Annotated in this window: 20 protein-coding genes; all 20 read left to right on the top strand. The window is 48.1% G+C overall.

Annotation, left to right across the window (positions count from 1 at the left end):
• Positions 1–31 precede the first annotated feature (31 nt).
• The gene (locus ACZ439_RS04770) at positions 32–775 is read left to right on the top strand and encodes a glucose 1-dehydrogenase (RefSeq protein ID WP_127610637.1); all 744 of its coding nucleotides are present in this window, start codon (positions 32–34) and stop codon (positions 773–775) included.
• Positions 776–868: 93 nt separating this feature from the next.
• Positions 869–1,495, top strand: coding sequence for a hypothetical protein (locus tag ACZ439_RS04765; protein WP_054798434.1), 627 nt, complete (start codon positions 869–871; stop codon positions 1,493–1,495).
• Between the two features lie 91 nt (positions 1,496–1,586).
• Positions 1,587–2,126, top strand: a complete 540-nt coding sequence (locus ACZ439_RS04760; protein ID WP_218029667.1) for a 2,4'-dihydroxyacetophenone dioxygenase family protein — start codon at positions 1,587–1,589, stop codon at positions 2,124–2,126.
• A gap of 155 nt (positions 2,127–2,281) precedes the next feature.
• Positions 2,282–4,426, top strand: a complete 2,145-nt coding sequence (locus tag ACZ439_RS04755) for a tannase/feruloyl esterase family alpha/beta hydrolase (RefSeq protein WP_464620700.1) — start codon at positions 2,282–2,284, stop codon at positions 4,424–4,426.
• 170 nt (positions 4,427–4,596) lie between these two features.
• A complete protein-coding gene (locus ACZ439_RS04750; protein WP_127610835.1) occupies positions 4,597–5,556 on the top strand; it encodes a catechol 2,3-dioxygenase in 960 nt (319 codons plus the stop codon).
• A 40-nt stretch (positions 5,557–5,596) separates the two neighbouring features.
• Positions 5,597–6,328: a PIG-L deacetylase family protein gene (locus tag ACZ439_RS04745; protein ID WP_174817587.1), complete on the top strand. Its 732-nt coding sequence runs from the start codon at positions 5,597–5,599 to the stop codon at positions 6,326–6,328.
• The gene (locus ACZ439_RS04740; RefSeq protein WP_464621110.1) at positions 6,328–7,050 is read left to right on the top strand and encodes a 4-carboxy-4-hydroxy-2-oxoadipate aldolase/oxaloacetate decarboxylase; all 723 of its coding nucleotides are present in this window, start codon (positions 6,328–6,330) and stop codon (positions 7,048–7,050) included. The genes ACZ439_RS04745 and ACZ439_RS04740 overlap by 1 nt, the downstream gene beginning before the upstream one ends.
• Positions 7,040–8,254, top strand: a complete 1,215-nt coding sequence (gene fdhA / locus ACZ439_RS04735; RefSeq protein ID WP_054797756.1) for a formaldehyde dehydrogenase, glutathione-independent — start codon at positions 7,040–7,042, stop codon at positions 8,252–8,254. The genes ACZ439_RS04740 and fdhA overlap by 11 nt, the downstream gene beginning before the upstream one ends.
• A gap of 241 nt (positions 8,255–8,495) precedes the next feature.
• Entirely contained in the window at positions 8,496–9,350 is an 855-nt protein-coding gene (locus ACZ439_RS04730; protein WP_464621109.1) for a 3-hydroxyacyl-CoA dehydrogenase family protein, read from the top strand.
• A 39-nt stretch (positions 9,351–9,389) separates the two neighbouring features.
• Positions 9,390–10,169: an enoyl-CoA hydratase/isomerase family protein gene (locus ACZ439_RS04725; RefSeq protein ID WP_464620699.1), complete on the top strand. Its 780-nt coding sequence runs from the start codon at positions 9,390–9,392 to the stop codon at positions 10,167–10,169.
• 6 nt (positions 10,170–10,175) lie between these two features.
• A complete protein-coding gene (locus ACZ439_RS04720) occupies positions 10,176–11,357 on the top strand; it encodes an acetyl-CoA C-acetyltransferase (protein ID WP_464620698.1) in 1,182 nt (393 codons plus the stop codon).
• A gap of 15 nt (positions 11,358–11,372) precedes the next feature.
• Complete coding sequence (locus ACZ439_RS04715; protein ID WP_464620697.1) at positions 11,373–12,923, top strand: class I adenylate-forming enzyme family protein; 1,551 nt, start codon at positions 11,373–11,375, stop codon at positions 12,921–12,923.
• A gap of 39 nt (positions 12,924–12,962) precedes the next feature.
• Complete coding sequence (locus tag ACZ439_RS04710; protein ID WP_054797757.1) at positions 12,963–13,364, top strand: acyl-CoA thioesterase; 402 nt, start codon at positions 12,963–12,965, stop codon at positions 13,362–13,364.
• Positions 13,357–14,526 carry an acyl-CoA dehydrogenase family protein gene (locus ACZ439_RS04705; RefSeq protein ID WP_464620696.1) on the top strand — a complete coding sequence of 390 codons (1,170 nt, stop codon included), beginning with the start codon at positions 13,357–13,359 and terminating at the stop codon, positions 14,524–14,526. The genes ACZ439_RS04710 and ACZ439_RS04705 overlap by 8 nt, the downstream gene beginning before the upstream one ends.
• A gap of 37 nt (positions 14,527–14,563) precedes the next feature.
• A complete protein-coding gene (locus ACZ439_RS04700) occupies positions 14,564–15,763 on the top strand; it encodes an ABC transporter substrate-binding protein (RefSeq protein WP_464620695.1) in 1,200 nt (399 codons plus the stop codon).
• A 63-nt stretch (positions 15,764–15,826) separates the two neighbouring features.
• The gene (locus ACZ439_RS04695) at positions 15,827–16,705 is read left to right on the top strand and encodes a branched-chain amino acid ABC transporter permease (protein ID WP_464620694.1); all 879 of its coding nucleotides are present in this window, start codon (positions 15,827–15,829) and stop codon (positions 16,703–16,705) included.
• 18 nt (positions 16,706–16,723) lie between these two features.
• Complete coding sequence (locus ACZ439_RS04690) at positions 16,724–17,767, top strand: branched-chain amino acid ABC transporter permease (RefSeq protein WP_464620693.1); 1,044 nt, start codon at positions 16,724–16,726, stop codon at positions 17,765–17,767.
• Positions 17,757–18,527: an ABC transporter ATP-binding protein gene (locus tag ACZ439_RS04685; RefSeq protein WP_054797764.1), complete on the top strand. Its 771-nt coding sequence runs from the start codon at positions 17,757–17,759 to the stop codon at positions 18,525–18,527. The genes ACZ439_RS04690 and ACZ439_RS04685 overlap by 11 nt, the downstream gene beginning before the upstream one ends.
• On the top strand, positions 18,527–19,252 hold the full coding sequence (locus tag ACZ439_RS04680; protein ID WP_464620692.1) for an ABC transporter ATP-binding protein: 726 nt from the start codon (positions 18,527–18,529) through the stop codon (positions 19,250–19,252). Before ACZ439_RS04685 ends, ACZ439_RS04680 begins: the two co-directional genes overlap by 1 nt.
• Before the next feature lie 618 nt (positions 19,253–19,870).
• Complete coding sequence (locus tag ACZ439_RS04675) at positions 19,871–21,520, top strand: helix-turn-helix domain-containing protein (protein WP_464620691.1); 1,650 nt, start codon at positions 19,871–19,873, stop codon at positions 21,518–21,520.
• Positions 21,521–21,722: the final 202 nt, after the last annotated feature.

The raw sequence follows: 21,722 nt of genomic DNA, 5'->3' as shown, positions 1-21,722 counted from the left end.
TGGAGCTTACACTGAAATGAGGGAATAAAGAATGAGATTGCTGGAAAAGGTTGCCTTGATTACAGGTGCAGCATCGGGTATCGGGAAGGAGACAGCCCTATTATTTGCTAAAGAAGGGGCAAAGGTTGTATTAACGGATATTCATCAAGAGAATGGCTTAAAAGCGGTTGAATGGATCCATTCAGCCGGCGGTCACGCTACTTTTATAAAGCATGATGTTTCCATGGAGGATGAGTGGAAGTCTGTCATCCAAACGGTCCTGCAAACCTATGAACGGCTTGATGTCGTCGTAAACTCCGCCGGGATTGGAAAATTTGCTGCGATCGAAGATACAACATTTGAACTATGGCATCAAATTCTGAGCGTCAATCTCGACGGCCCTTTTTTAGGTACCAAATATGGTATAGAAGCGATGAAACGGACGGGCGGAGGATCCATCATTAACGTTTCATCCATCGTTTCAATCGTTGGTGACCCTGGACTAGTGGCTTACAGCGCAAGCAAGGGAGGCGTAGATCTATTATCTAAATCTGCAGCTCTGTATTGCGCGAAGTCAGGCACAGGAATCAGAGTAAATACGGTTCATCCGGCATATATTCAAACACCGATGATGTCCAATATTGAAGATGTGGACTACGTCAAGTCGTTACTTCCAATGGGTCATTTTGGTGAGCCAATCGATGTCGCAAATGGAATTCTATACTTGGCATCGGATGAATCCAAGTTTACAACAGGCAGTCAATTAGTGATTGATGGCGGGTATTGTGCCCAATAGAAATTTATTGGATTCGGCAGCTTGTACGATATTCATCATACATTTCAACCAGAACATACGGCTGTAAAACAAAAATAATGGGAGGAATCTTGAATGAACAGATTTGAATATCAAATACGTCACTGTATGGATGCGGTGGAGGAGCTGTTGACAAAGACGGAAAATCCACTGCATAGAGCCATTCTTAATAATTACCGAAGACACGTACATCTTGAGGCATCCGGTCAATTTGAAAAGATTGTCGCGGACGATATGATGGCAGACCATCCTGTTTATCGAGTGACATGGGGTGATAATCCTGTTGTTATCGAAGAGAAGGAAGGGGTGATTGACTTTTACAACAGCGTAAAAGAAGCCGTACTCTGGAATTCAGACGATCGAATTGCTGTTGCTGACTGGGGGATTGCAGATGAGCTGACCTTTCATCAGATAACCAAGGGAAAAGACCTGGCCAATATGGGCTTTCAGGTCGATGATTTGGAAGCTTATTACCATTTAAGCAGCCGACAAGTGTTCTTATGGCCCTATGATGAGCAAGGAAGGCTGAAGGGTGAGCATCTATATGAAGACAAAACCAGCGTACAAATAGAAAAAGTGGATCCAGAGGAATTAATTACTCCACAACAAGTAAAAGAAATTCATTTAGAGATCCTTGACCAATTAGAGAAAGAAAAGGGCGAAAATTACTGGGTATATCATGAAGGGACAGCTGTCAAATGAAGCAGCCTATTTTTTCAGAGGTGCCTGGATTACATCATGCTGCTGCTGATTCACAATAGGATTATAACGAAAACCAAGGAGGAAAATAAATATGTCTGAAACGGCCGATAAGAAGATGACGGCGCCCCCGTCCGCTTACAAGATTGTCGATATCCCCGAGCCCTATGCCGATGTGATCAAGCGCCATGGCGTCGAGGGTAAGTTCGTAGAGGGGGAGGAGAGCCCATGGGTGCCGTTCGGCGATAACGCTGCAATTCGCCATCTAGCCTTCGATGTCCGCAACAACATCTACAGCAACATTCTTTGGATCAAGTCACCGGGCGTGATCGGCACGCACAGGCACAGGGGGACGGTGGTCATGCTCTGCCTGGAAGGCAGCGTCCGCTATCTCGAATATGACTGGGTAGCGGGTCCCGGAGACTTCATCTACGAAACACCGGGAGAGACGCATACGCTCGTGACTGACCACCCGGATGGTGTCAAGCTGTTCGGCTGGCTTCAAGGACCGATCGAGTTTTACGACGAGAATGCCAATTTCCTCGAGACACTCGATGTCTGGTGGTACATCAACCACTATGAAAGCTACTGCCGGGAGCACAACATCCCGATCAACAAGCAGCTGTATCTCTGATTCGTTAACAAGAAAGCCGGATTCCTGCACGCTAAGAGGTTCCGGCTTTCCTTGTTAAGTATTCAACGGCCTTAACCTTTCACCAGACATGAAAGCAGTTGCAGTAACTGTGCTGAAGATGGATGATTTATATAGTATGGAGAGGAGCTTTTAGCTTGAAAACAAAGAAACGATGTACCTTGCTTTTAACCATGGCACTCCTGGTCTCGTCCGTATCTCCTATGTTTTCCTCTGTCGGTTTTGCCGAGGCACCTGCAGGAGACGACCCAGCATCGACGGTTAAGCTTGAGAGTGATGGCGCTCCTGTCCAAAGGGGAGAAGCGGCCAAGTTGGCGGTACGGTTATATGAACGCATAAGCGGAAAAACAATCCATCCGGATCACAACCCTTTTACCGATACGGATGACGTTGAAATTAATAAGGCTCACTCTGCGGGGATTGTTATGGGGATCGAAGACGGAAAATTCTGGCCCGACGCAGTCATCAGCAAGCAGGAACTTTCAACGATGCTGTATCGCGTTATGGAGAACGCGATTGATGGATTCAATGGTGACCAAGCGAATCAAGGAATATTCGCGGATAAAGAAGAAATTGCCGGCTGGGCGGAGCTTCCGGTCCGCTATCTACATACACTGGGAGTTTTGAAGGCGGATTCATCGGAAAAAGTTAATCCTTATGAGAAGCTGAATCTTCAAGAGGCAAATGATCTGGCTGAGCGTATATACGGTTTCACGGTTGCGCGGAACGCCTGTTCAAAACTGGATGGAAGGATACTCCCGGCATCCGACATTCGTTTGCCGACAAGCGGGGCCACGATTCAATCGGCCTCTCTGGTGCTGGAAAATGAAGAGAGCAATGTGAACGGCGAGTTTTGCAAGGTGCTCGGCGCCATTCACCCGGTGGATCAGAACGCGCCGGATATCCTTTTTGAAATCAACCTGCCGACCCAATGGAACCACAAAACCTTGCAGCTGGGCGGAGGCGGTTTCAACGGCACGCTGATTACAGGTTTGGGCGGTACTCCCGGTCAAATGTCGAGCGTTCCGATGCCTCTAAAGCAGGGTTATGTCACATTCGGAAGTGATTCCGGACATCAGAGCACGGTTGCTTTCGATGCTTCCTTCGGCCTTAATAAGGAAGCTTTGAATAATTTCGCCGGCGATCAGCTGAAAAAGACTTATGATGTGGCTATAACTTTAGTCAAAAACCACTACGGAAAAGCTCCGGAGCAAAAATACTTTGCGGGAAGTTCGGAAGGCGGCCGGGAAGCATTGACGGTTGTCCAGAGGTGGCCGGGTGATTATGATGGTGTCATTGCCTTCTATCCAGTTGTTCATTTGATGCTGTTGCATCTCACGGACAACCAATATGCACAAGCCCTTTATGCAAATGATGGCGCCGGATGGTTGAATCCGGAAAAGTATAAGCTTCTGAACGATGCTGTATATCAGGCCTGCGACGGTCTGGACGGTGTGGTGGACGGTATCATCGGTGATGTGAAAACATGCAGCGAAACGTTTACCATAAAAACGGTGGAAAATACCCTGCGTTGTCCGGACGGCGCCGATACCGGGAATGACTGTCTGTCGGATGCCCAGATTCATACCGTAAGGGTAATGAGTTCGCCAATGCCTTATGATTTCACCTTTAATAACGGTGTTGATTCATTCCCTCAATCCACAATTCTGCTGGGCGGTGATAAATCTGCATTCCATTTGGGTACAAGACCGGTACCGGCAAAGCCGCCTATGTGGACTCCTGTCGGAGGGGATGCTTTTCACGCAGCTTCCGGTGATACGAATGTCAGATACCTTGTCACACAAGATCCGTCTTTTGATTCGTTGACATTTGATCCGAATACATATAAAGAGCGGATTATGGAGTTATCCGAGCTTCTAAACTCTAACAGCCCGAAGATCGAAAGCTTCAAAGAGCAGGGCGGTAAGATTATTCTTGTAGGGGCCCTTGCCGATGGAGGTGTCAGTCCTTTCAATACGATCAACTATTACGAAGGGCTTGAGAAGGAATTCGGAAAAACCAGCCTGGATCCATTTGTTCGTTTCTACGCAATTCCCGGTTACGGTCACGGCACCGGTCCGTTCACTGCAACAATGGATACGCTAGGTGCTTTGGATAAGTGGGTCGTAACAAATGAAGCTCCCGATCAATTGGTTGCGACAGATGCCAATAAGAACACGGTAGGACGCACAAGGCCCGCATGCCGTTATCCTGAATGGCCGAAATACAACGGATCCGGAGACGTAAATGCAGCGGAAAGCTATACGTGCACAAAGCCTTAAATGGTTAAGGAAGTAGATGAAAAGGCGGGTATGATGTCAATACTCGTCTTTTTTTCCTGTTATTGACCGGTTACTTTAAACATTCATGTTGACACAGGATGAAAAACAAACTAAACTTGTATACATAATTGTAAAACAATCTTGCATTCATTTTTGGGAGGAGAAATCTAATGGATACTTTTAACGAACAGGTCAGAGATATTGCGCATCTGGGGCATGTTGAACTGCTGACGCCGAAGCCAAATGAAAGCGTTGCCTTTTTCACGAATATTCTGGGTATGCAGGAAGTGGCACGTGAGGGGCAATCTGTATTTCTTCGCGGATTCGGGAATTATGAGTCTTATTGTATGAAATTAACCGAGTCCAAGGAACCGGGGATCGGACATACCGCGATACGCACGACATCGCCGCAAGCGCTGGAACGGCGTGCGGCGGCCATCGACAAAAGCGGTTATGGCATCGGTTGGAGTGAGGGCGACTTCGGTCATGGGAAGTCCTACCAATTTCGCGATCCCGACGGGCATGCTATGGAGCTCTACTTTGAAACGGAAAAGTATAAAGCGCCTGAACATTTACGTCCGATCCTGAAAAACCAGCCGCAAAAATATACCGGCAACGGGGTAGGCGTCCGCCAGCTGGATCACATCAATTATCTGGCACAGAAAGTCGAGCCGACGAGCAAGTTCCTGCAGGATCATTTGGGTATGAAAGTAAGCGAGCAGATTGTGCTCGACAGCGGGGAGCATGCCGGTTCATGGCTGTATTCGGGGCAGAAATCTTATGAGCTGGTTTACACGGTTGATTCCACGAACAGCCGGGGAAGACTCCACCATCTTGCCTTTCTCGTCGATACGCGGGAAGAAATCTTACGGGCCGCAGACATTTATATCGACAATGACATCTATATCGAAGGCGGACCCGCAAAGCATGCGATTCAGCAAACCTTCTTCCTGTACTGCTATGAGCCGGGCGGAAACCGAATTGAGGTCTGTACCGGAGGCTATTTCATTTATGCGCCGGATGCGGAGACCATCACCTGGAGCCAGGCAGAACGCGCCAGAGGGCAGGCTTGGCTGACGCCTACGATCTCCACATTCCATACATACGGCACACCGGTAGTGGACAAATAGTACGGACCCAACCATGTAATCAGCCAAGGAGGGATAGACTATGATTGACAGCAATACGAATTTATTAGTTGTAAGCGCTCACGCCGCCGACTTCGTATGGCGGGGAGGCGGCACCATTGCGAAGTACGTCAAGCATGGCGCCCATGTATCCCTCGTCATTTTGAGTTATGGGATCCGGGGGGAATCCAACGATCTTTGGAACATCGAAGGGCAAACCTATGACAATGTGAAGAAAATACGCAGAAGCGAGATTGAGGAAGCCGCACAGGCTTTGGGAATAACCGATATGGAGTACTGGGACTATCAGGATTACCATATGCAATTGGGCGAAGAGCGGATGGAGCGGCTCGTACGCAAGATTAGGGAAGTGAGGCCGCACGACATTCTGACGCACGGATTCAAAGACGCCTTCAATCCGGATCATGAAACGGTGGGTAAATTCGTTTTTGATGCGAGCGTATTGTCAACCTCAAACGGCGTTAGAATCGACGGAACGGCAACGGCTAAACAATCACGTATATTCGGCTTCGAGCCGCATCAATCGGAAATTAGCGACTTTAAACCTGAACTTATCCTTGATATTACGGAAACCTATGAACAAAAATTAGCTGCGATGGAAGCTTTTAAAGCGCAAAAACATTTGCATGATTACTATGATGCAAAAGCCAGGCTGAGAGGCAACCATGCACGCCGGGTATCGGGAAACAACCAGTATAAATATGCGGAGGCTTTCAGCCGGTTCTTTCCTTATGTGGGAGGAGAATTTGTGTGATGAACAAGTACGTCGTCAAAAATATCAAGCGGCCGGATGAGCAAATCATAGCAGAATATTCGAAGCTGGATGTTTCTACCGTTCACGAAGCTCAGGGGAAGATGGGTCTTTTGAGCCGGGAGATCAAGTCGATATCAAGCGGGGCCGCAATTTGCGGCCCGGCGGTAACGGCTGTTTGCTATGCTGGGGACAACTTGATGATCCACGCCGCCATTGAAGTGTGCAGGCCCGGCGATATTCTTGTCATCAGCACCATTGGTGAAAATGCCATCGGAATGATCGGTGAGCTGATCGTCATGGCGTTAATGAAACGCGGCGTAAAAGGCGTCATCACAGAATCCGGAATTCGGGATGCGGCTCAAATCAGGGAGCTCGGGTTTCCGATCTGGACGAAAGCGATTCACTCACAGGGCGCGGTGAAAACCCGGGGCGGATGGGTAAATGCTCCGGCGGTATGTGGCGGCGCCGCGGTGAATCCGGGGGATCTTATGATGGCGGATGATGACGGTATCGTGGTTGTGAAGCGTGATGACATACAATCTACGCTGGAAGCGTCTAAACAGAGAATGCGGAAAGAGGAAGGCACGAAAGAAAAAATTGCAAGAGGAGAGCTTAGCCTCGATTTTTATCAGCTGCGGGAAGTTTTGAAGCGGGAAAATGTCCATTATTATGAGGACGAAGATCAAGTGGGGGCAGAGGAGGCATTATATAATGGCAAATAACAGAGCTGTTGTGTACAAAGGGCCGGGTGCAGTAGCTGTTGAGGATATCGATTATCCCGATCTGGTGTTAAGGGACGGACCAGGGGTTAATCCGAAAAACGTGGGCCGGAAGTGTGAGCATGGCGTTATCCTTAAAGTGGTGACAACTAACATTTGCGGAAGCGATCAGCACATGGTCCGCGGCAGAACAACAGCACCGTCCGGACTTGTGCTCGGACATGAAATAACAGGAGAAATTATTGAAATAGGGCGAGATGTAGAATTTCTCAAAAAGGGAGATCTGGTATCCGTTCCATTCAATATCGCCTGCGGACGCTGCCGTTCGTGCAAAGAACAACATACCCACGTTTGCCTGAACGTAAATCCCGATCGGCCCGGATCCGCATACGGATATGTGGACATGGGCGGCTGGGTTGGCGGACAATCGGAATATGTGATGGTCCCTTATGCCGATTTTCAATTGCTTAAGTTTCCGGATAAAGACCAGGCGATGGAGAAAATTAGAGATTTAACGATGCTTTCGGATATATTCCCGACCGGATTTCACGGAGCGGTATCTGCCGGCGTTCGTCCGGGTTCTACGGTTTATGTGGCAGGCGCAGGGCCGGTAGGATTGGCGGCAGCACATTCCGCTCAGCTTCTAGGAGCCGCCGTTGTCATCGTGGGGGATTTAAATGCCGATCGGCTGCAGCAGGCCAAAAGCTTTGGATGCGAGACGGTCAATCTGAGAGAACATGACAATTTGGGTGAACAAATCGAGCAAATCCTCGGGGTCCCGGAGGTTGATTGCGCCATTGATTGCGTAGGATTTGAAGCTCATGGACATGGACGACAACACGGAGAAGCACCTGCCACGGTACTTAATTCCATTATGGATGTAACCAGGGTAGCGGGGAAATTGGGGATCCCGGGTCTTTACGTTACGGGAGATCCGGGCGCCGTTGACGAAGATGCCAAGATTGGCACACTTAAAATCAGGTTTGGTTTGGGTTGGGCAAAAGCTCATACCTTTGTTACCGGGCAAACACCGGTCATGAAATACCATCGTGAATTGATGATGTCTATTCTGAGGGGGAAAGCGCAGATTGCCAAGGCCGTAAACGCAACGGTAATCTCGTTGGATGAAGCGCCCGAAGCTTATGCAGCTTTTGATAAAGGGGTGGCGCGGAAATTTGTGATTGATCCTCATGGATTGCTGCAGTAATCGTTTTTTGACCGTTCAAACAAATAAGACGTGAATATGAAATTTGGTCTGAATAGGCGAAAGTTTCAGTCACGTCTATTTTTGTATGTATGTTTACGCGCTCACAGTAAGTCATTGGTTATCAGTGACAAAGAAAGTGCAAATTTTTGTGGATGGTGGACGTATATTCATGCTCAGCCAATAAGATAAAATCAATATTGTAAGCGGATATAAAAAAGGAGAGGGAGACAAGGTGGAGAAAATGATGATTGGCGTTGCCGGATCTGGAGCTATGGGGGCAGGAATCGCACAATTGGCATCATCGAAAGGCTTTAACGTACTGCTTTGGGATCTGAATGATTCCCTGCTCCATCAAGCAAAGGAACGCATGTATGCTGCGATGGGCAAAAGCATAGAGAAGGGCAAGATGACTGAAGAGCAAAGAGAGGAAGCCGTGAAGCGATTAGAAACTACAACGGATTTGGTTCAGTTCAAAGCCTGTGATTTAGTCATTGAAGCGATCGTCGAAGATTTAACTGCCAAACAAGAAATCTTTAGAAAGCTGGATGCGATTCTTAAGCCTGAGGCGCTAATCGTCACGAACACTTCCGGTATTTCTATCACCGCAATTGCGGAAGCTACCACCCGGCCTCATCAGGTAGCAGGCATGCATTTTTTCAATCCCGCACCCATTATGAAGCTCGTCGAAGTAATAAGAGGGTATAAGACCAGTGATCAAACCATTGACGCTTTAATGCATATCGCACGGGAATTGGGAAAGGAACCCATTGAAGTGAAGAAGGATTCGCCGGGATTTATCGTCAATCGAATCATGACCGCCCAATTCATCGAAGCGATCCGGCTCGTAGAAGAAGGCGTCGCAACCGTTGAGGATATCGATAAAGCGGTGACGCTCGGGCTAAATTATCCCATGGGGCCATTTAAGCTGCAGGATTTTGGTGGAGTGGACCTCGGTTTGCGGGTAATGGACTATTTTTACGAGGAGTTTAAGGATGCCCGCTTCGCGGCCCCTCTTACGCTAAGACGTTTAGTTAGAGCCGGAAGGTTGGGCAGAAAAACGGGTGCCGGTTGGTACGATTACAATCAACCCCAATAACTCCTGCTATGATTATGATCTGAAAAAGGAGCTGTTTTCGTGGAGTTTGAAACGTTGGAGTACCGTGTTGAAGACAGAGTAGCCGTGATTACTCTGAACAGGCCGCCCTATAATCCGCTCAATAGCACCATTTTTATCGAACTGTACAATTTGTTGGAGGCCCTTGATGAGGACAGCAATGTCCGGGCCGTTATCTTGACCGGTAAAGGGGAAAAGGCGTTCGCCGCCGGAGCGGATATTCATGAAATGACGGGACTTGACCAGAAGGGAATCGCCAGGATGGCAAGGCTCTCGCGCAAAGCTTTCCAGATGATGGAACAGCTGTCTCAACCGATTATCGGTGCGGTTAACGGGCTCGCCTTAGGAGGCGGGTGCGAGCTGGCCTTGGCATGCGATCTGCGTATCTGCTCGGAGAATGCGAAGTTTGCACTGCCTGAGCTTAACCTGGGTATTATCCCCGGAGCCGGCGGTACACAGCGGCTGCAGAGGATTATCGGTCAGGCCCGCGCTAAAGAGATGATATTTTTCGGAGAAATGATCAATGCGCAGCAAGCTTATGGCTACGGGTTAGTGAATAAAGTCGTTTCATTAGAAGAGCTCGGCAATTCGGCAATGGAATGGGCGATGAAATTGGCGGAGAAGCCGCCGGTGGCCATGCAAAGTGCAAAAATAGCCATGAATACCGGGAGCAATGTGGATTTAGAGAGTGCGCTGGAAATTGAGAGCGCACGTTCCAGCATCGCTTTTACAAGTGAGGACCGGAAAGAGGGAATGGCCGCTTTTGCGGAAAAACGAAAACCGAATTTCGCAGGGAGATGAACGGGAATGCGTGACACAGATGTGGTGCTGGTGAACGGGGCGCGAACAGCGTTTACGAAATTTTGCGGTTCGTTCCGGGAAATATCTGCGATTGATCTGGGAGCGGTCGCAGCAAAAGAAGCTATATGCCGGGCTGATGTAAATCCTGAAGAAGTCGACCAGGTAGTCATCGGAAACGCCTATCAATCGAGCAATGATGCTCACATATTGGCGCGTCATGTCGGTCTTAAAGCAGGCATTCCCATACCTGCGCCGGCACTGACGATAAACCGGCTGTGCGGCTCCGGTTTGGAGTCGATTATTTCGGCGGCGAGGCTGATACAAACGGGCGAATCGACAATGGCGCTTGCCGGCGGAACGGAAAATATGAGTCAAATTCCTTTCGTCATCCGCGGCGCCAGATGGGGTGTCCCTTATGGTTCCAAGCCGGTTGAAGATGTTTTATGGGAGGGACTGACGGATACGTACGCGGGATGCAATATGGCGATAACGGCCGAGAATTTAGCCGCCAAATACGGTCTGACCAGGGAAGAGATTGATAAGCATGCCTTATTAAGCCATGAAAAGGCGCTTGCGGCCATGCAAAAGGGATACATGCAGCAGGAAATTGTTCCGGTAACCGTCCATGAAAAGAAGACGGCCCGGATCGTAGATAAGGATGAGCAGCCGAGAGAGACAACGATGGAAAAGTTGAGCGGCTTAAAAGCGAGGTTTAAAGATGACGGCGTAGTGACCGCCGGTAATGCCAGCGGAGTAAATGACGGCGCGGCCGCGTTTATTTTGACATCCGCCAAACATGCCGAAGCAAGAGGATTAGAGCCAATGGCGCGCATCGTATCCTGGGAAGTCATCGGGGTGGAACCGACGATCATGGGAATCGGGCCGGTACCCGCAATCCGAAATGCACTTAAAAAGGCCGGTATGAAATTGCAGGATTTGGATTTGATAGAAATTAACGAAGCTTTTTCCGCGCAATATTTAGCGTGCCAGAAAGAGCTTGATTTTAACCCGGAGATAGGAAATGTCAACGGCGGCGCCGTTGCATTAGGGCATCCCATGGCAGCTTCCGGCGGAAGAATCACGTTAGCTCTGCTCCATGAGCTGGCCAGAAGACGGAAGAAATATGGGGCCACTGCAATTTGTATCGGCGGGGGCCAAGGGATTGCCGTCATCTGGGAGAGATTGTAAAAGGGAGGGTTAACAATGGGAGAGAGCGAGCGCTGCTTGACTTTGCCGCAAATGCTCGAGAAAGCGGTAGAGCTGCAGCCGGACAGAGAGGCCGTTTATGATCGGACACGGCGTCTCACTTATCGTGAGCTGCAGCAGGAGAGCGACCGGTTGGCCGGTGCTTTGGCCGCCAGGGGAATACAAAAAGGCGATCGCGTAGGCGTTTGTTTGCCGAACTGGCATGAGACGGTGCTTATCTATTTTGCGGTTTCCAAATTAGGTGCTGTTCTCGTGCCGTTTAATCCGAAGTATCGCATGCATGAAGTCCAACATATTGTGCAGGACTGCAAGCCGAAACTGGTTTTTATAAGCGAAGAGTTCGAACAGCATTTAGGCGTGGGCGTTATCGTGCCGTGGATCCATGATATCGTCGCCGTTCGCTTCGAGAAGGAGGGCACTACTCCCTTCACCGAGCTCAACCCATATACCGGGCCCGCTCCCATCCAAGTTGAAATCGATCCTACCCATGACGATTTATGCATCCTTTATACATCGGGAACGACGGGTCTTCCGAAAGGAGTCATTCTGACGCATCGCAATCTGACTCGCGGAGCTTCGCTAGTCGGATCCCGGATGAAATGTACGTCTGAAGATGTGTTCATTATCAGTATCCCGCTTTTTCATGTGTTCGGTATGGGCTCTTGCTTCATGTCGGCGATTCATGCGCAAGCGAAAATCGTCCTGCAGGAAAAGTATAGTCCGAAAGAAACGCTTGCACTCATACAACAGGAAAAGGTAACGATCCGCAACGGGGTACCGGCTTTGTTTATTATCGAACTTAATCATCCTGAGTTTCCTAATTACGACTTGTCTTCCCTGCGGGCATGTCTGATAGGCGGGGCTCCTGTACAACCGGAAACATTGAAAGAGATCCGGAAAAAAATGAAGATTGAAATTTGCACCGGATACGGCTTGACCGAGGTTGGAAGCGTCGCCCAGACCCTATATCCGGATGAAGAACAGCATATTCTGGAGACCATCGGGCAGGTTCTGCCCGAAGCAGAAGTGAAAATCGTAAACGAGATGCGCGAGCCGTTGCCCTTTGGCCAAGTGGGAGAGATTGCTTGCAAAGGTTTTGGCCCAATGAAAGGCTACTATAATGCGCCCGAGCTTACAAGGCAGGCGTTCGATATTGAAGGATGGTTTTACACCGGCGATCTTGGAACTTTGGATGAAGCAGGATATATCCGTTTTGTCGGCCGGAAGAAAGAGCTTATTATCCGCGGTGGCTACAACATTTACCCGCAGGAAATCGAAGGCAAGCTGTATGAGCATCCCAAAATTTTGGAGGCTGCCGTTATCGGGCTGCCTGACGCTGTCATGGGAGAGTCTGTCTGCGCAGCGGTTAAATTAAAACCGGACGCGGAATGCTCGGCCCAGGAAATAAAAGATTATTTGCAGGATAAGTTGGCGAGCTACAAGATTCCCGGAGAAATCGTGTTTTTGCAGGAATTCCCCGTAACCGCAAGCGGTAAAATCCAGAAAATGAAGCTCAAAACGGAAGTGCTAGAAAAAATGAGCGTATAGTGGTTCTAGCGCGGCATAACGATCATATCGGAGGTTGTCATGTATCAAAATGAATACGTGTACAAGGTGAAATGGGCGGATACGGATGCGGCGGCGATTGTTTATTACCCGAACTTTTATAAATGGATGGACCAGGCAACCGCGGAACTGTTTCATTCTTTGGGTTATCCGCTGTCCCAATTATTTGAACAAAACGCGGGAATGCCGCTTGTTGAAACGCACTGCGAATTTAAAGCGCCGGCTTTATTCGAAGATGTGCTCCGTATCGAATCGAAGATCGTGCATGTGGGAGAGAAGTCCTTTAAGGTCACGCACGATATATACAAACAGGAGCTTTTACTGGCAGCGGGATATGAGGTTCGGGTATGGGTGTCGATTAATCAAGGCAATATCAAGGCTGCCTCCATCCCGGCCAGGATACGCAAGGCCATGATTGGATAAAAGACTGCGAGAGGAGGCGGGACCTATTTTTCAGCTCTCCGAAGAACAAGCTGCCGTCCGGGCGCTTGCCAGGAAAGTAACAAATGAAGTCATCGTTCCGGTGGCAAGAACATATGACGAAGAAGAAAGGTTTCCTTTCGAACTGCTGGAACAATTGCGGGATTGCGGGCTGTTCAACTTGGGTATACCGGAACAATATGGAGGCCCGGGGATCGACAAAATCTCACATGCGTTGGTCGTGGAGGAGATTGCCCGGGGCTGCCCCTCCTTTGTACTCGCGGTTGACGGCAATTCACTGGCCGCATACCCGCTATTGATCGGCGGCAGCGAGGAGCTAAAAAAGCGGTATTTAAGCCGGCTGACAGCGGAAAACAAGCTGGCCGCTTTCGCCTTGACAGAACCGGGAGCGGGCAGTGATGCCGCAGGGATGTCAACGACTGTCAGGAGAACCGCGGACGGCTACATTCTTGACGGCGAGAAGTGCTTTATCACCAATGCAAGCTACGCCGATTTCTTTGTTGTGCTGGCCAAACATCCGGAACTGGGCGATTCACGAAGTTTCACGGCCTTGGTTGTCGATCGCCATTTGGACGGAGTCTCGGTAGGGCCTAAGGAAAAGAAAATGGGGCTGCGCGCTTCCGACACGGCATCGGTCATGTTTCAGCAAGTGAAGGTTCCTGCTGAAAACCTTATCGGACAGGAAGGTGACGGCTTCCGGATATTTATGAAAGCGATGTCATACGGGCGTCCCATTGTCGGAGCGCAGGCCGTCGGTGTGGCGCAAGGGGCGTATGAGCTGGCACTCGAATATTCCAAAATGCGCAAACAGTTCGGAAAGCCCATCTCCCATTTTCAGGGCATTAAATTTATGCTTGCGGATATGGCCATGAACATTGAAGCGGCCAGACTGCTCGTTTATCAATCGGCGTTTTTGCTGCAGCAGGGACAACCATCCCTTAAACACGCATCTTTTGCCAAGTGTTTTGCTTCCGATACGGCGATGAAGGTGGCTGCGGATGCCGTGCAGATTTTCGGAGGATACGGGTTTATGCGTGATTATTTGGTGGAGAAGTTTATGCGCGATGCGAAGATCATGCAGATTTATGAAGGCACCAATCAGATCCAGCGGCTGGTTATTGCGAAACAAATCCTTTCCGAGTAGGGACGCGCCATTAAACTTATTGTTGGAGGAATGTAGAATGAGTAAAAGAATAGGCTGTTTCATCGCATTGCTTACATGGATAGCGGTCATGGGATGCAGTTCTTCGCCTCCGGCCGCCAGTCCTGATGCAAAATCTAACGAAAAAACGGCAGCTCCGCTCAGCGATTCCGCCTCCGGCGACACTGTGAAAATCGGCATCATATTGGCCGAAACCGGACCTGCCTCCGGGCTGGGCAAGCCGGAGGTAGACGCTATCAAATTAGTGAAAAAGAAATTGGAGGAGCAAGGCGGTAAAATCGGCGGGAAGAAAGTTGACATTATTATGAAGGATTACGAAACGGATGACACGAAAGCCGTATTGCACATGAGAAAATTAATTTCCGATGACGGCGTCAGTGTGATTTATGGAGCGACGCAGGTCAGCACCTCAATCGCTTTGCGCGATGCCGCTTTAAAAAGTAATGTCGTTTTTGTCTCCGGGGCCCCGATTGGAGACTTGGGAGATAACATTTTTCAAACAGGCCACACCAATGAAGTACTCATCCAGCAGATGATCGATGATCTCAAAGAAAAAGGCATTAACACGGTTGCGTGGATTAATGCCAGGGACGCGTTCGGGCAGAGCGGACTGCCTATTCTGCAAAAGTTGGCGAAGCCAAACGGCATTGAGATCGTCGCTGTTGAAGACTTTGATGCTTCGGCGACCGATATGACGGTCCAGTTAAGTAAGATAAAAGCAAAAAAACCAGGCGCGCTCATCGTCTGGTCGAGAACACCGGGGGCGGGCGTGGTCGTGAAAAACTTTAAGCAGCTGGGTTTCACGATACCGATGCTGCAGAGTCAGGCGGCGGCTAACGATGCATTCTTGCAGCAGATAGGGGCGAGCGGCGAAGGCGTTTTAGCGCAGGGAAGCAAAATCAGTATTGTCGACCAGCTTCCGGAGTCCGATTACAAAAAGCAATTAATCCAGCACAATAATGACATGATGGCGGAGTATAAATACAAGGGTGACATCTTTACAACAAAAGCGACCGACGCCATTAACATCATCCTGAAAGCCGTCGAAGCCGGAAATACATCGCCTGAGCAAATCCGGGCTTTTCTGGAAAATAATTTAGGCGAATATCACGGTTTGTCAGGGATATTCCGTTTCGGCAAAGACAATCATGCCGGTGTGGATGATAGCGGTATCTCGCTTCTGCCTGTAAAGAACGGCGCCTGGTCCTACGTTAAATAATACAAAGGGAATGCAAACGAAATTCGAATTCGGAATGCATTCCCTATATGAGGTGAAACCGACATGGATTTTGCGCAATTTATGCAGTTTGTCATTACCGGATTAACCATAGGCAGCATTTACGGATTGGTTGCAACCGGTTTTGTTACCGTTTACAATGTGACCGGTGTTCTCAATTTCGCTCAGGGCGAGTTTGCCATGATCGGCGCCTTGACCTGCATTTCATTCATTCATAAGGGTATCCCGGTCTTCGTGTCCGTCGTGCTTGCCGTACTGGTTACCGCATTACTAGGCGGGATTGTAGAGAAGTCAACGATGTCCCCGATTCCGGGTGCTTCCGTGGTCACCTTAATCATCATCACGCTCGGCCTGTCGATTCTCATCAGGGGAGTAGGCTATATCATTTGGGGAGCTTATCCGATAGGGATGGAGCCGTTCTCGAGCAATGAGCCGATTCAGATTCTCGGGGCCGTTCTGATACCACAGAGCATGTGGGTGTTTGCGACGATGGTTGTCCTTTTGGGCCTGTTATATCTTTTTTTTGAAAAAACGGTATTGGGAGCAGCAGTAAAAGCGTGTGTGGTTAATCCAAAAGCGGCGCAATTAATGGGCATTAGCACGAAAGCGATGTCCTCCCTTGCATTTGTCATCAGCGGGGGCATTGGGGCCCTTGCCGGTATCGTGATTACCCCGATTACCAGCGCCACTTACGATATGGGATTGTTTCTCGGTTTAAAGGGAGTGGTGGCGATGGTGCTTGGCGGCATGCATAGCGTGACAGGTGCCGTGCTGGGCGGCCTGGTTCTCGGATTGCTGGAAACCTTCTCCGGGGGGTATATCTCCACCGCTTACAGCGATGCGATTAGTTTTGCCATTCTTGTTTTACTGCTGTGTTTTGCTCCCAGAGGTTTATTGGCCAAAGCGTCCGGCAAGCGGGTCTAAATCAGGAGGTTATTGCGAATGCCCGAAATCAAAAAAAGGTTCTATAAAAGCAATTCCAAAGCTTTTCTGTTCATTCTTGTACTGATGGCGCTTGTGGCGCTTTTTGTCCAATCGGCGAATCTGTTCGGCATACTCATCATGATTGGCATCTACAGCATTGTTACGCTGGGATTATCGCTGTTAATGGGGTATGCCGGACAAATTTCGCTCGGGCATGCCGCCTTTTTCGGTATCGGCGCATATGCATCAGGCATGCTCACTACAACTTATGGGATGAATCCGACGGCAGCCTTGCTGATAGGAGCAGCGGTTACGGCAGCGATAGCTTTTATTGTAGGGCTGCCCATTTTAAAGCTGCAGGGGTTTTCTTTAGCTTTGGCAACGATAGGCTTTAACATCATTGTCTATATCGTCACGATAGGTCAATCCAAATTGACAGGCGGCGCATCCGGGCTTTCAGGTATACCCGGCTTATCACTTTTCGGCTTGAATCTGTCCGAGAACCGTTTTTATTTTCTGTTGGTATGGTTCATCGTGCTGCTGGTCGCACTTGTGTCGCTGAACATTATTAATTCCCAGGTGGGGCGGGTGCTGCGCGGCATCCATGACAGTGAAATAGCGACGCTGACGCTGGGTGTCGACATTTCCATATATAAAGTGCAAATTTTCATTTTAAGTGCCGTTTATGCATCTGTAGCTGGAAGTCTGTACGCCCATTTTATCAATTTCATTGCTCCGCCTACTTTCAGTGTGGTTGCTTCTATCCAGTTTCTCGTTATGGTGGCGGTCGGCGGTTCCCAATCGGTCTGGGGAGCGATTCTTGGGGCAACGGTTATGACGTTTATGAGTGAGGGGGTTCGCTACGTTGTCCCGCTGCTGATGGAGGGAGGAGGTCAGGTAGAAGTCGTGGTTTATGGACTGGTACTGATCCTGGTGATGATGTTTATGCCCAAGGGCTTGATCGCCGCGTTCGGAAGCTGGTCAGAGAAGGCGAAATCAAGGTGGATGAACGGCAAAACGATAGGGCTGGTAAAGGAGGAAGAACATCCAGGTGGCCGATAATATTTTACAAGTAACCGGAATAACGAAGAAATTCGGCGGAGTTACGGCAGTGAATAACGTAACGTTCGGAGTAGGCAGCGGCTATATTGTCGCCGTTATCGGGCCGAACGGAGCCGGTAAAACGACATTGTTTAATATGATTTCCGGTATCACCGCTCCGACTTCCGGAGTGATCGAATTTCACGGGAAGCGGGTTGATGGGCTTCCGGTCCATAAACTGGCCAAACGCGGATTTCGCAGAACGTTTCAGAACCTGGAAATTTTTAAGAACATGACGGTTCTTGAGAATGTCGTTCTCGGTACGCATACAAAATTAAAAACAAATGTGTTTAATGCGGCATTTGTCCGATCCGTTGTCCGTAAGGATGACGACTTGGCACTGCACTTGGCTGAACAGGCGTTGGAATTAGTGGGACTCGTCGGCAGAAGGGACGAATTGGCCGGAAACCTTTCTTACGGACTGCAGAAACTGTTAGAAATGGCAAGAACCATCGTATCGGAACCGTCGCTGGTTCTGCTGGATGAACCTCTGGCCGGCTTAAACGATGCGGAAAGTGATAAGCTCGCCGCAATTATTATGCGAATGAAAGAAAAGGGCACTTCGTTCTTGTTCGTTGAACATGATGTGCGTACGGTCATGAAAATCGCGGATCGTATTGTGGTCATCGATTTCGGGAACATGATCGCAGAAGGGACGCCGAGTGAAATTCAGTCCAATCAGAAGGTCATAGCCGCTTATCTGGGTGAGGAGGTCTATTGATGCTCGAAGTCACACAACTTGATACGTATCACGGCCAGATTCATGTGCTGAAGTCTATTCAATTGTTTGTCAACACAAGCGAAATCGTTGCGGTCATCGGCTCCAACGGTGCCGGGAAAAGCACACTATTAGGTACATTGGCAGGACTGTATCCACCTGCTAATGGGGAAATACGGCTTGCGGGAAAATCCATTAAGGGGCTTCCTGCCTATCGGGTCGTCCGGCAAGGTTTGAGTCTTGTGCCCGAGGGAAGGCAAATATTTCACAATCTAACCGTTAAAGACAATCTTATCCTCGGAATGTTTAGTCAATATTACGCTGACAGAGGAAAGCTCAACACCAATCTTGAGCGGATGCTGGAGCTGTTTCCGGGTCTTAAAAAACATATGAACAACCCCGGCGGCAACTTAAGCGGCGGCGAACAGCAAATGTTGGCGATCGCCAGGGGACTTATGTCGGAACCCAAGCTCCTTTTATTGGATGAGCCTTCAATGGGGCTCGCTCCCATCATCGTGAAAGAAATTTTGCAGGCGTTAAGAAGGATCAAACAAGAATTGGGGACAATGGTTATCCTGGTCGAACAAAATGTAAGGGCTGCGCTTAAAGTAGCGGATCGCGCCTATGTTTTGGACCGGGGACAAATCGTACTCCACGGTGACGCCGAGCGCGTTTTGGGTGATCCTTTGGTACAGTCATCCTATCTCGGGCAAGAAGAGCCTGCTTGAGCGATGCTTTCGTTTAAATAATAAAAAATCCAAAACAAAGAGGTTCGCGATATGGTGAACAGCAGAAAAAATTTATTAATGGAAAAAATCGACGACCATTTGAGAAAGACGGCAAGGCAATTGGTCAAATTCGATACACTTGCTGAAACCCTTCACTATTTGACGGAATCGTTTTGGAAAAAATTCACCTGTGATTATGTTTCAATTATTTTAAAGGAAGGGAATTTGCTCAGAATCAAATTTGAGAAAGGCGATTCCCGAGTTTTCTCGCAAATTTTAACCATGGAAGAACATGATTTCTCGCCCGTTTTTTTGACCAGCGGAGTGGCCCACTTAACCGAGATACGTGAAGATCAGGAATGTAAATTTCATGAATATCTCAAGCATGAACAATTCTCGAATTGGTTTACTGTGCCTATCAAGGAATCGGATGCCGATAGTCTCGGCATATGCGTGATCGGCTACAGAAAAATAGTCCCATTCGTCGTGGACAACAGCGTCGAGAAGCTTTTTTTGGAATTCGGCAAAGATATCGCGACAAGTATCGGCGTAGCCATCCATAAAGAAAGGGAAAGACAAAGAATCCGGGGAATCGATTGGCTGAAGGAAAATATTTATTTGGGTTCCTCCATTGAACAATTAATAAAAAACATTGTAGAACGCGCCGGAAATGAAACGAATGCGGATTCGGCTGTTGTATATCTGTTTGATGAGGACCATAACCACTTCATTTTTCAGCCTCCTGCGTACGGGCCATCGAATTCGGCTGTAACCATTAAAATTCATGACGATTTTCATTTGTTTAACCATTTCAGTTATTTAGAAAAAGCGGGAGGGCCGGAGTTGACAATCCCACTGATGGTTAATCTGAAAGCCATAGGTATCCTTCATGTGATGAAGTCCTCCGGTTTATTTACCGATGAAGATAAGAAACTGCTGCAGTTTTTATGCTCGCATGTTTCGGTTCTGGTGGAAAACGCAAGATTGTATAAAAATGAATTGGAAGCGAAAAGCCGGTTGGAAAAATTGGTGCTGCACAACCAGGAGTTAATCAAGCAGACCGTGATTGGAGAAGATTGTTCGGAAATCACCGTTTCTTTATCGCGAATGATTCATTGCAGCGTTATGTTGTTTGATCGTTTTTTTCGGCCGATTGCTTCTTCCATTGTTGAAAACGACATCGTCGATATCGAACAAATTTCTATCATTTTAAATGGAAAAATATGGGACGTTATACAAAACGGCAATCAAGAGCAATGGCTTTGGCTGAATGATCAATTGGGCGAGTATGGTTTATGGAAAGTGGTAGGCGGCAAGGCTTTGCATGCCTATTTAGTTTTAAAATTGCACAAGAACGATTTGGATTTATTCGTAAGAATGGCGGTCAACCAGAGTTTGAATGTGTATGCGATCCAATTTATTAAGCAAAAACTGGTTTTGGATGCCAAGGAGCAAATAAAGGACAGCTTCATCAATCAACTGCTGGTAGAAAAGCTTGAGGATCGCAACAAAATCGTACAGTACTCGAGCCTGTTTAATTTCAATATTCAAGAATCTCATAAAATCGGTTTGCTCTCTCTTGAATTTAACGGCAGCTTCTATCGGGAAGACGATTTATTGTCGCTGGAAACGTCCAAAACGTGGATTTGGGAAAAAATCAGAGAGAAGATGGCGGTATATGATCCCGACATTAAGGTAACCCGTAAAGACAGCTATTATATTCTTTTTGTCCCCGCGAAAAAAGAGAACGAGTATAAGGATTTCTGGGAACTTATGTATGCCAAGCTGAAACAGCTGGTTTCGAGAGAGCTCAAGGGAATTGAGATTTTTTTAGGGATAAGCAAACAGACGGAAAAGTTGGAGGATTATTTTCATTGCTATAAACAGGCCCTGCAGGCGCTAAAAATCGTGTGCCAGCGATATAGAAGCAAGGGATTTCTCTGTTTTAACGGTTTGGGTTCCTATAAGGTGCTCCACAACCTCCAGGATAGCGGTACCGCGTCCTTGTTTATTCGAGAATATCTGGATCCCTTATTAGAATACGTCGAAGGCGGCAATAAGGATTTATTCGATACCTTGTACGTTTATTTACGTGTAAGTGGAAACTTAAAGGATACCGCAGAACATCTTCATATTCATCGAAATACGCTAAAGTATCGCTTGGGAAAAATAAGTGAGCTGTTAAAACTGAACATTGAGGATGCGGAAATACGCTTTAATCTGATGCTTGCGTACAAGTTATATGATTTATACCTGTCCTCGGAATAGCTGTTTCCTCATGATTAAAGTGCCGTTAATCTCATGATGCGGCTCTTTTTTTTGTTGATTTTCCGGATCCTGTATAAAAAATGACATATTGACATTTAATACTATGTTTTGTATACTGAACATGCGTTCATAATTGTTGTCAATATCGTAGAACAATTTTGATGAAAAATTACCGACATGTTGGTAGCTGAAAGTGAGATGA

The organism is Paenibacillus sp. JCM 9796, from assembly GCF_055379675.1.
Note: the sequence above shows the minus strand (reverse complement) of the source record. Positions and strands in the feature narration are given on the sequence as shown.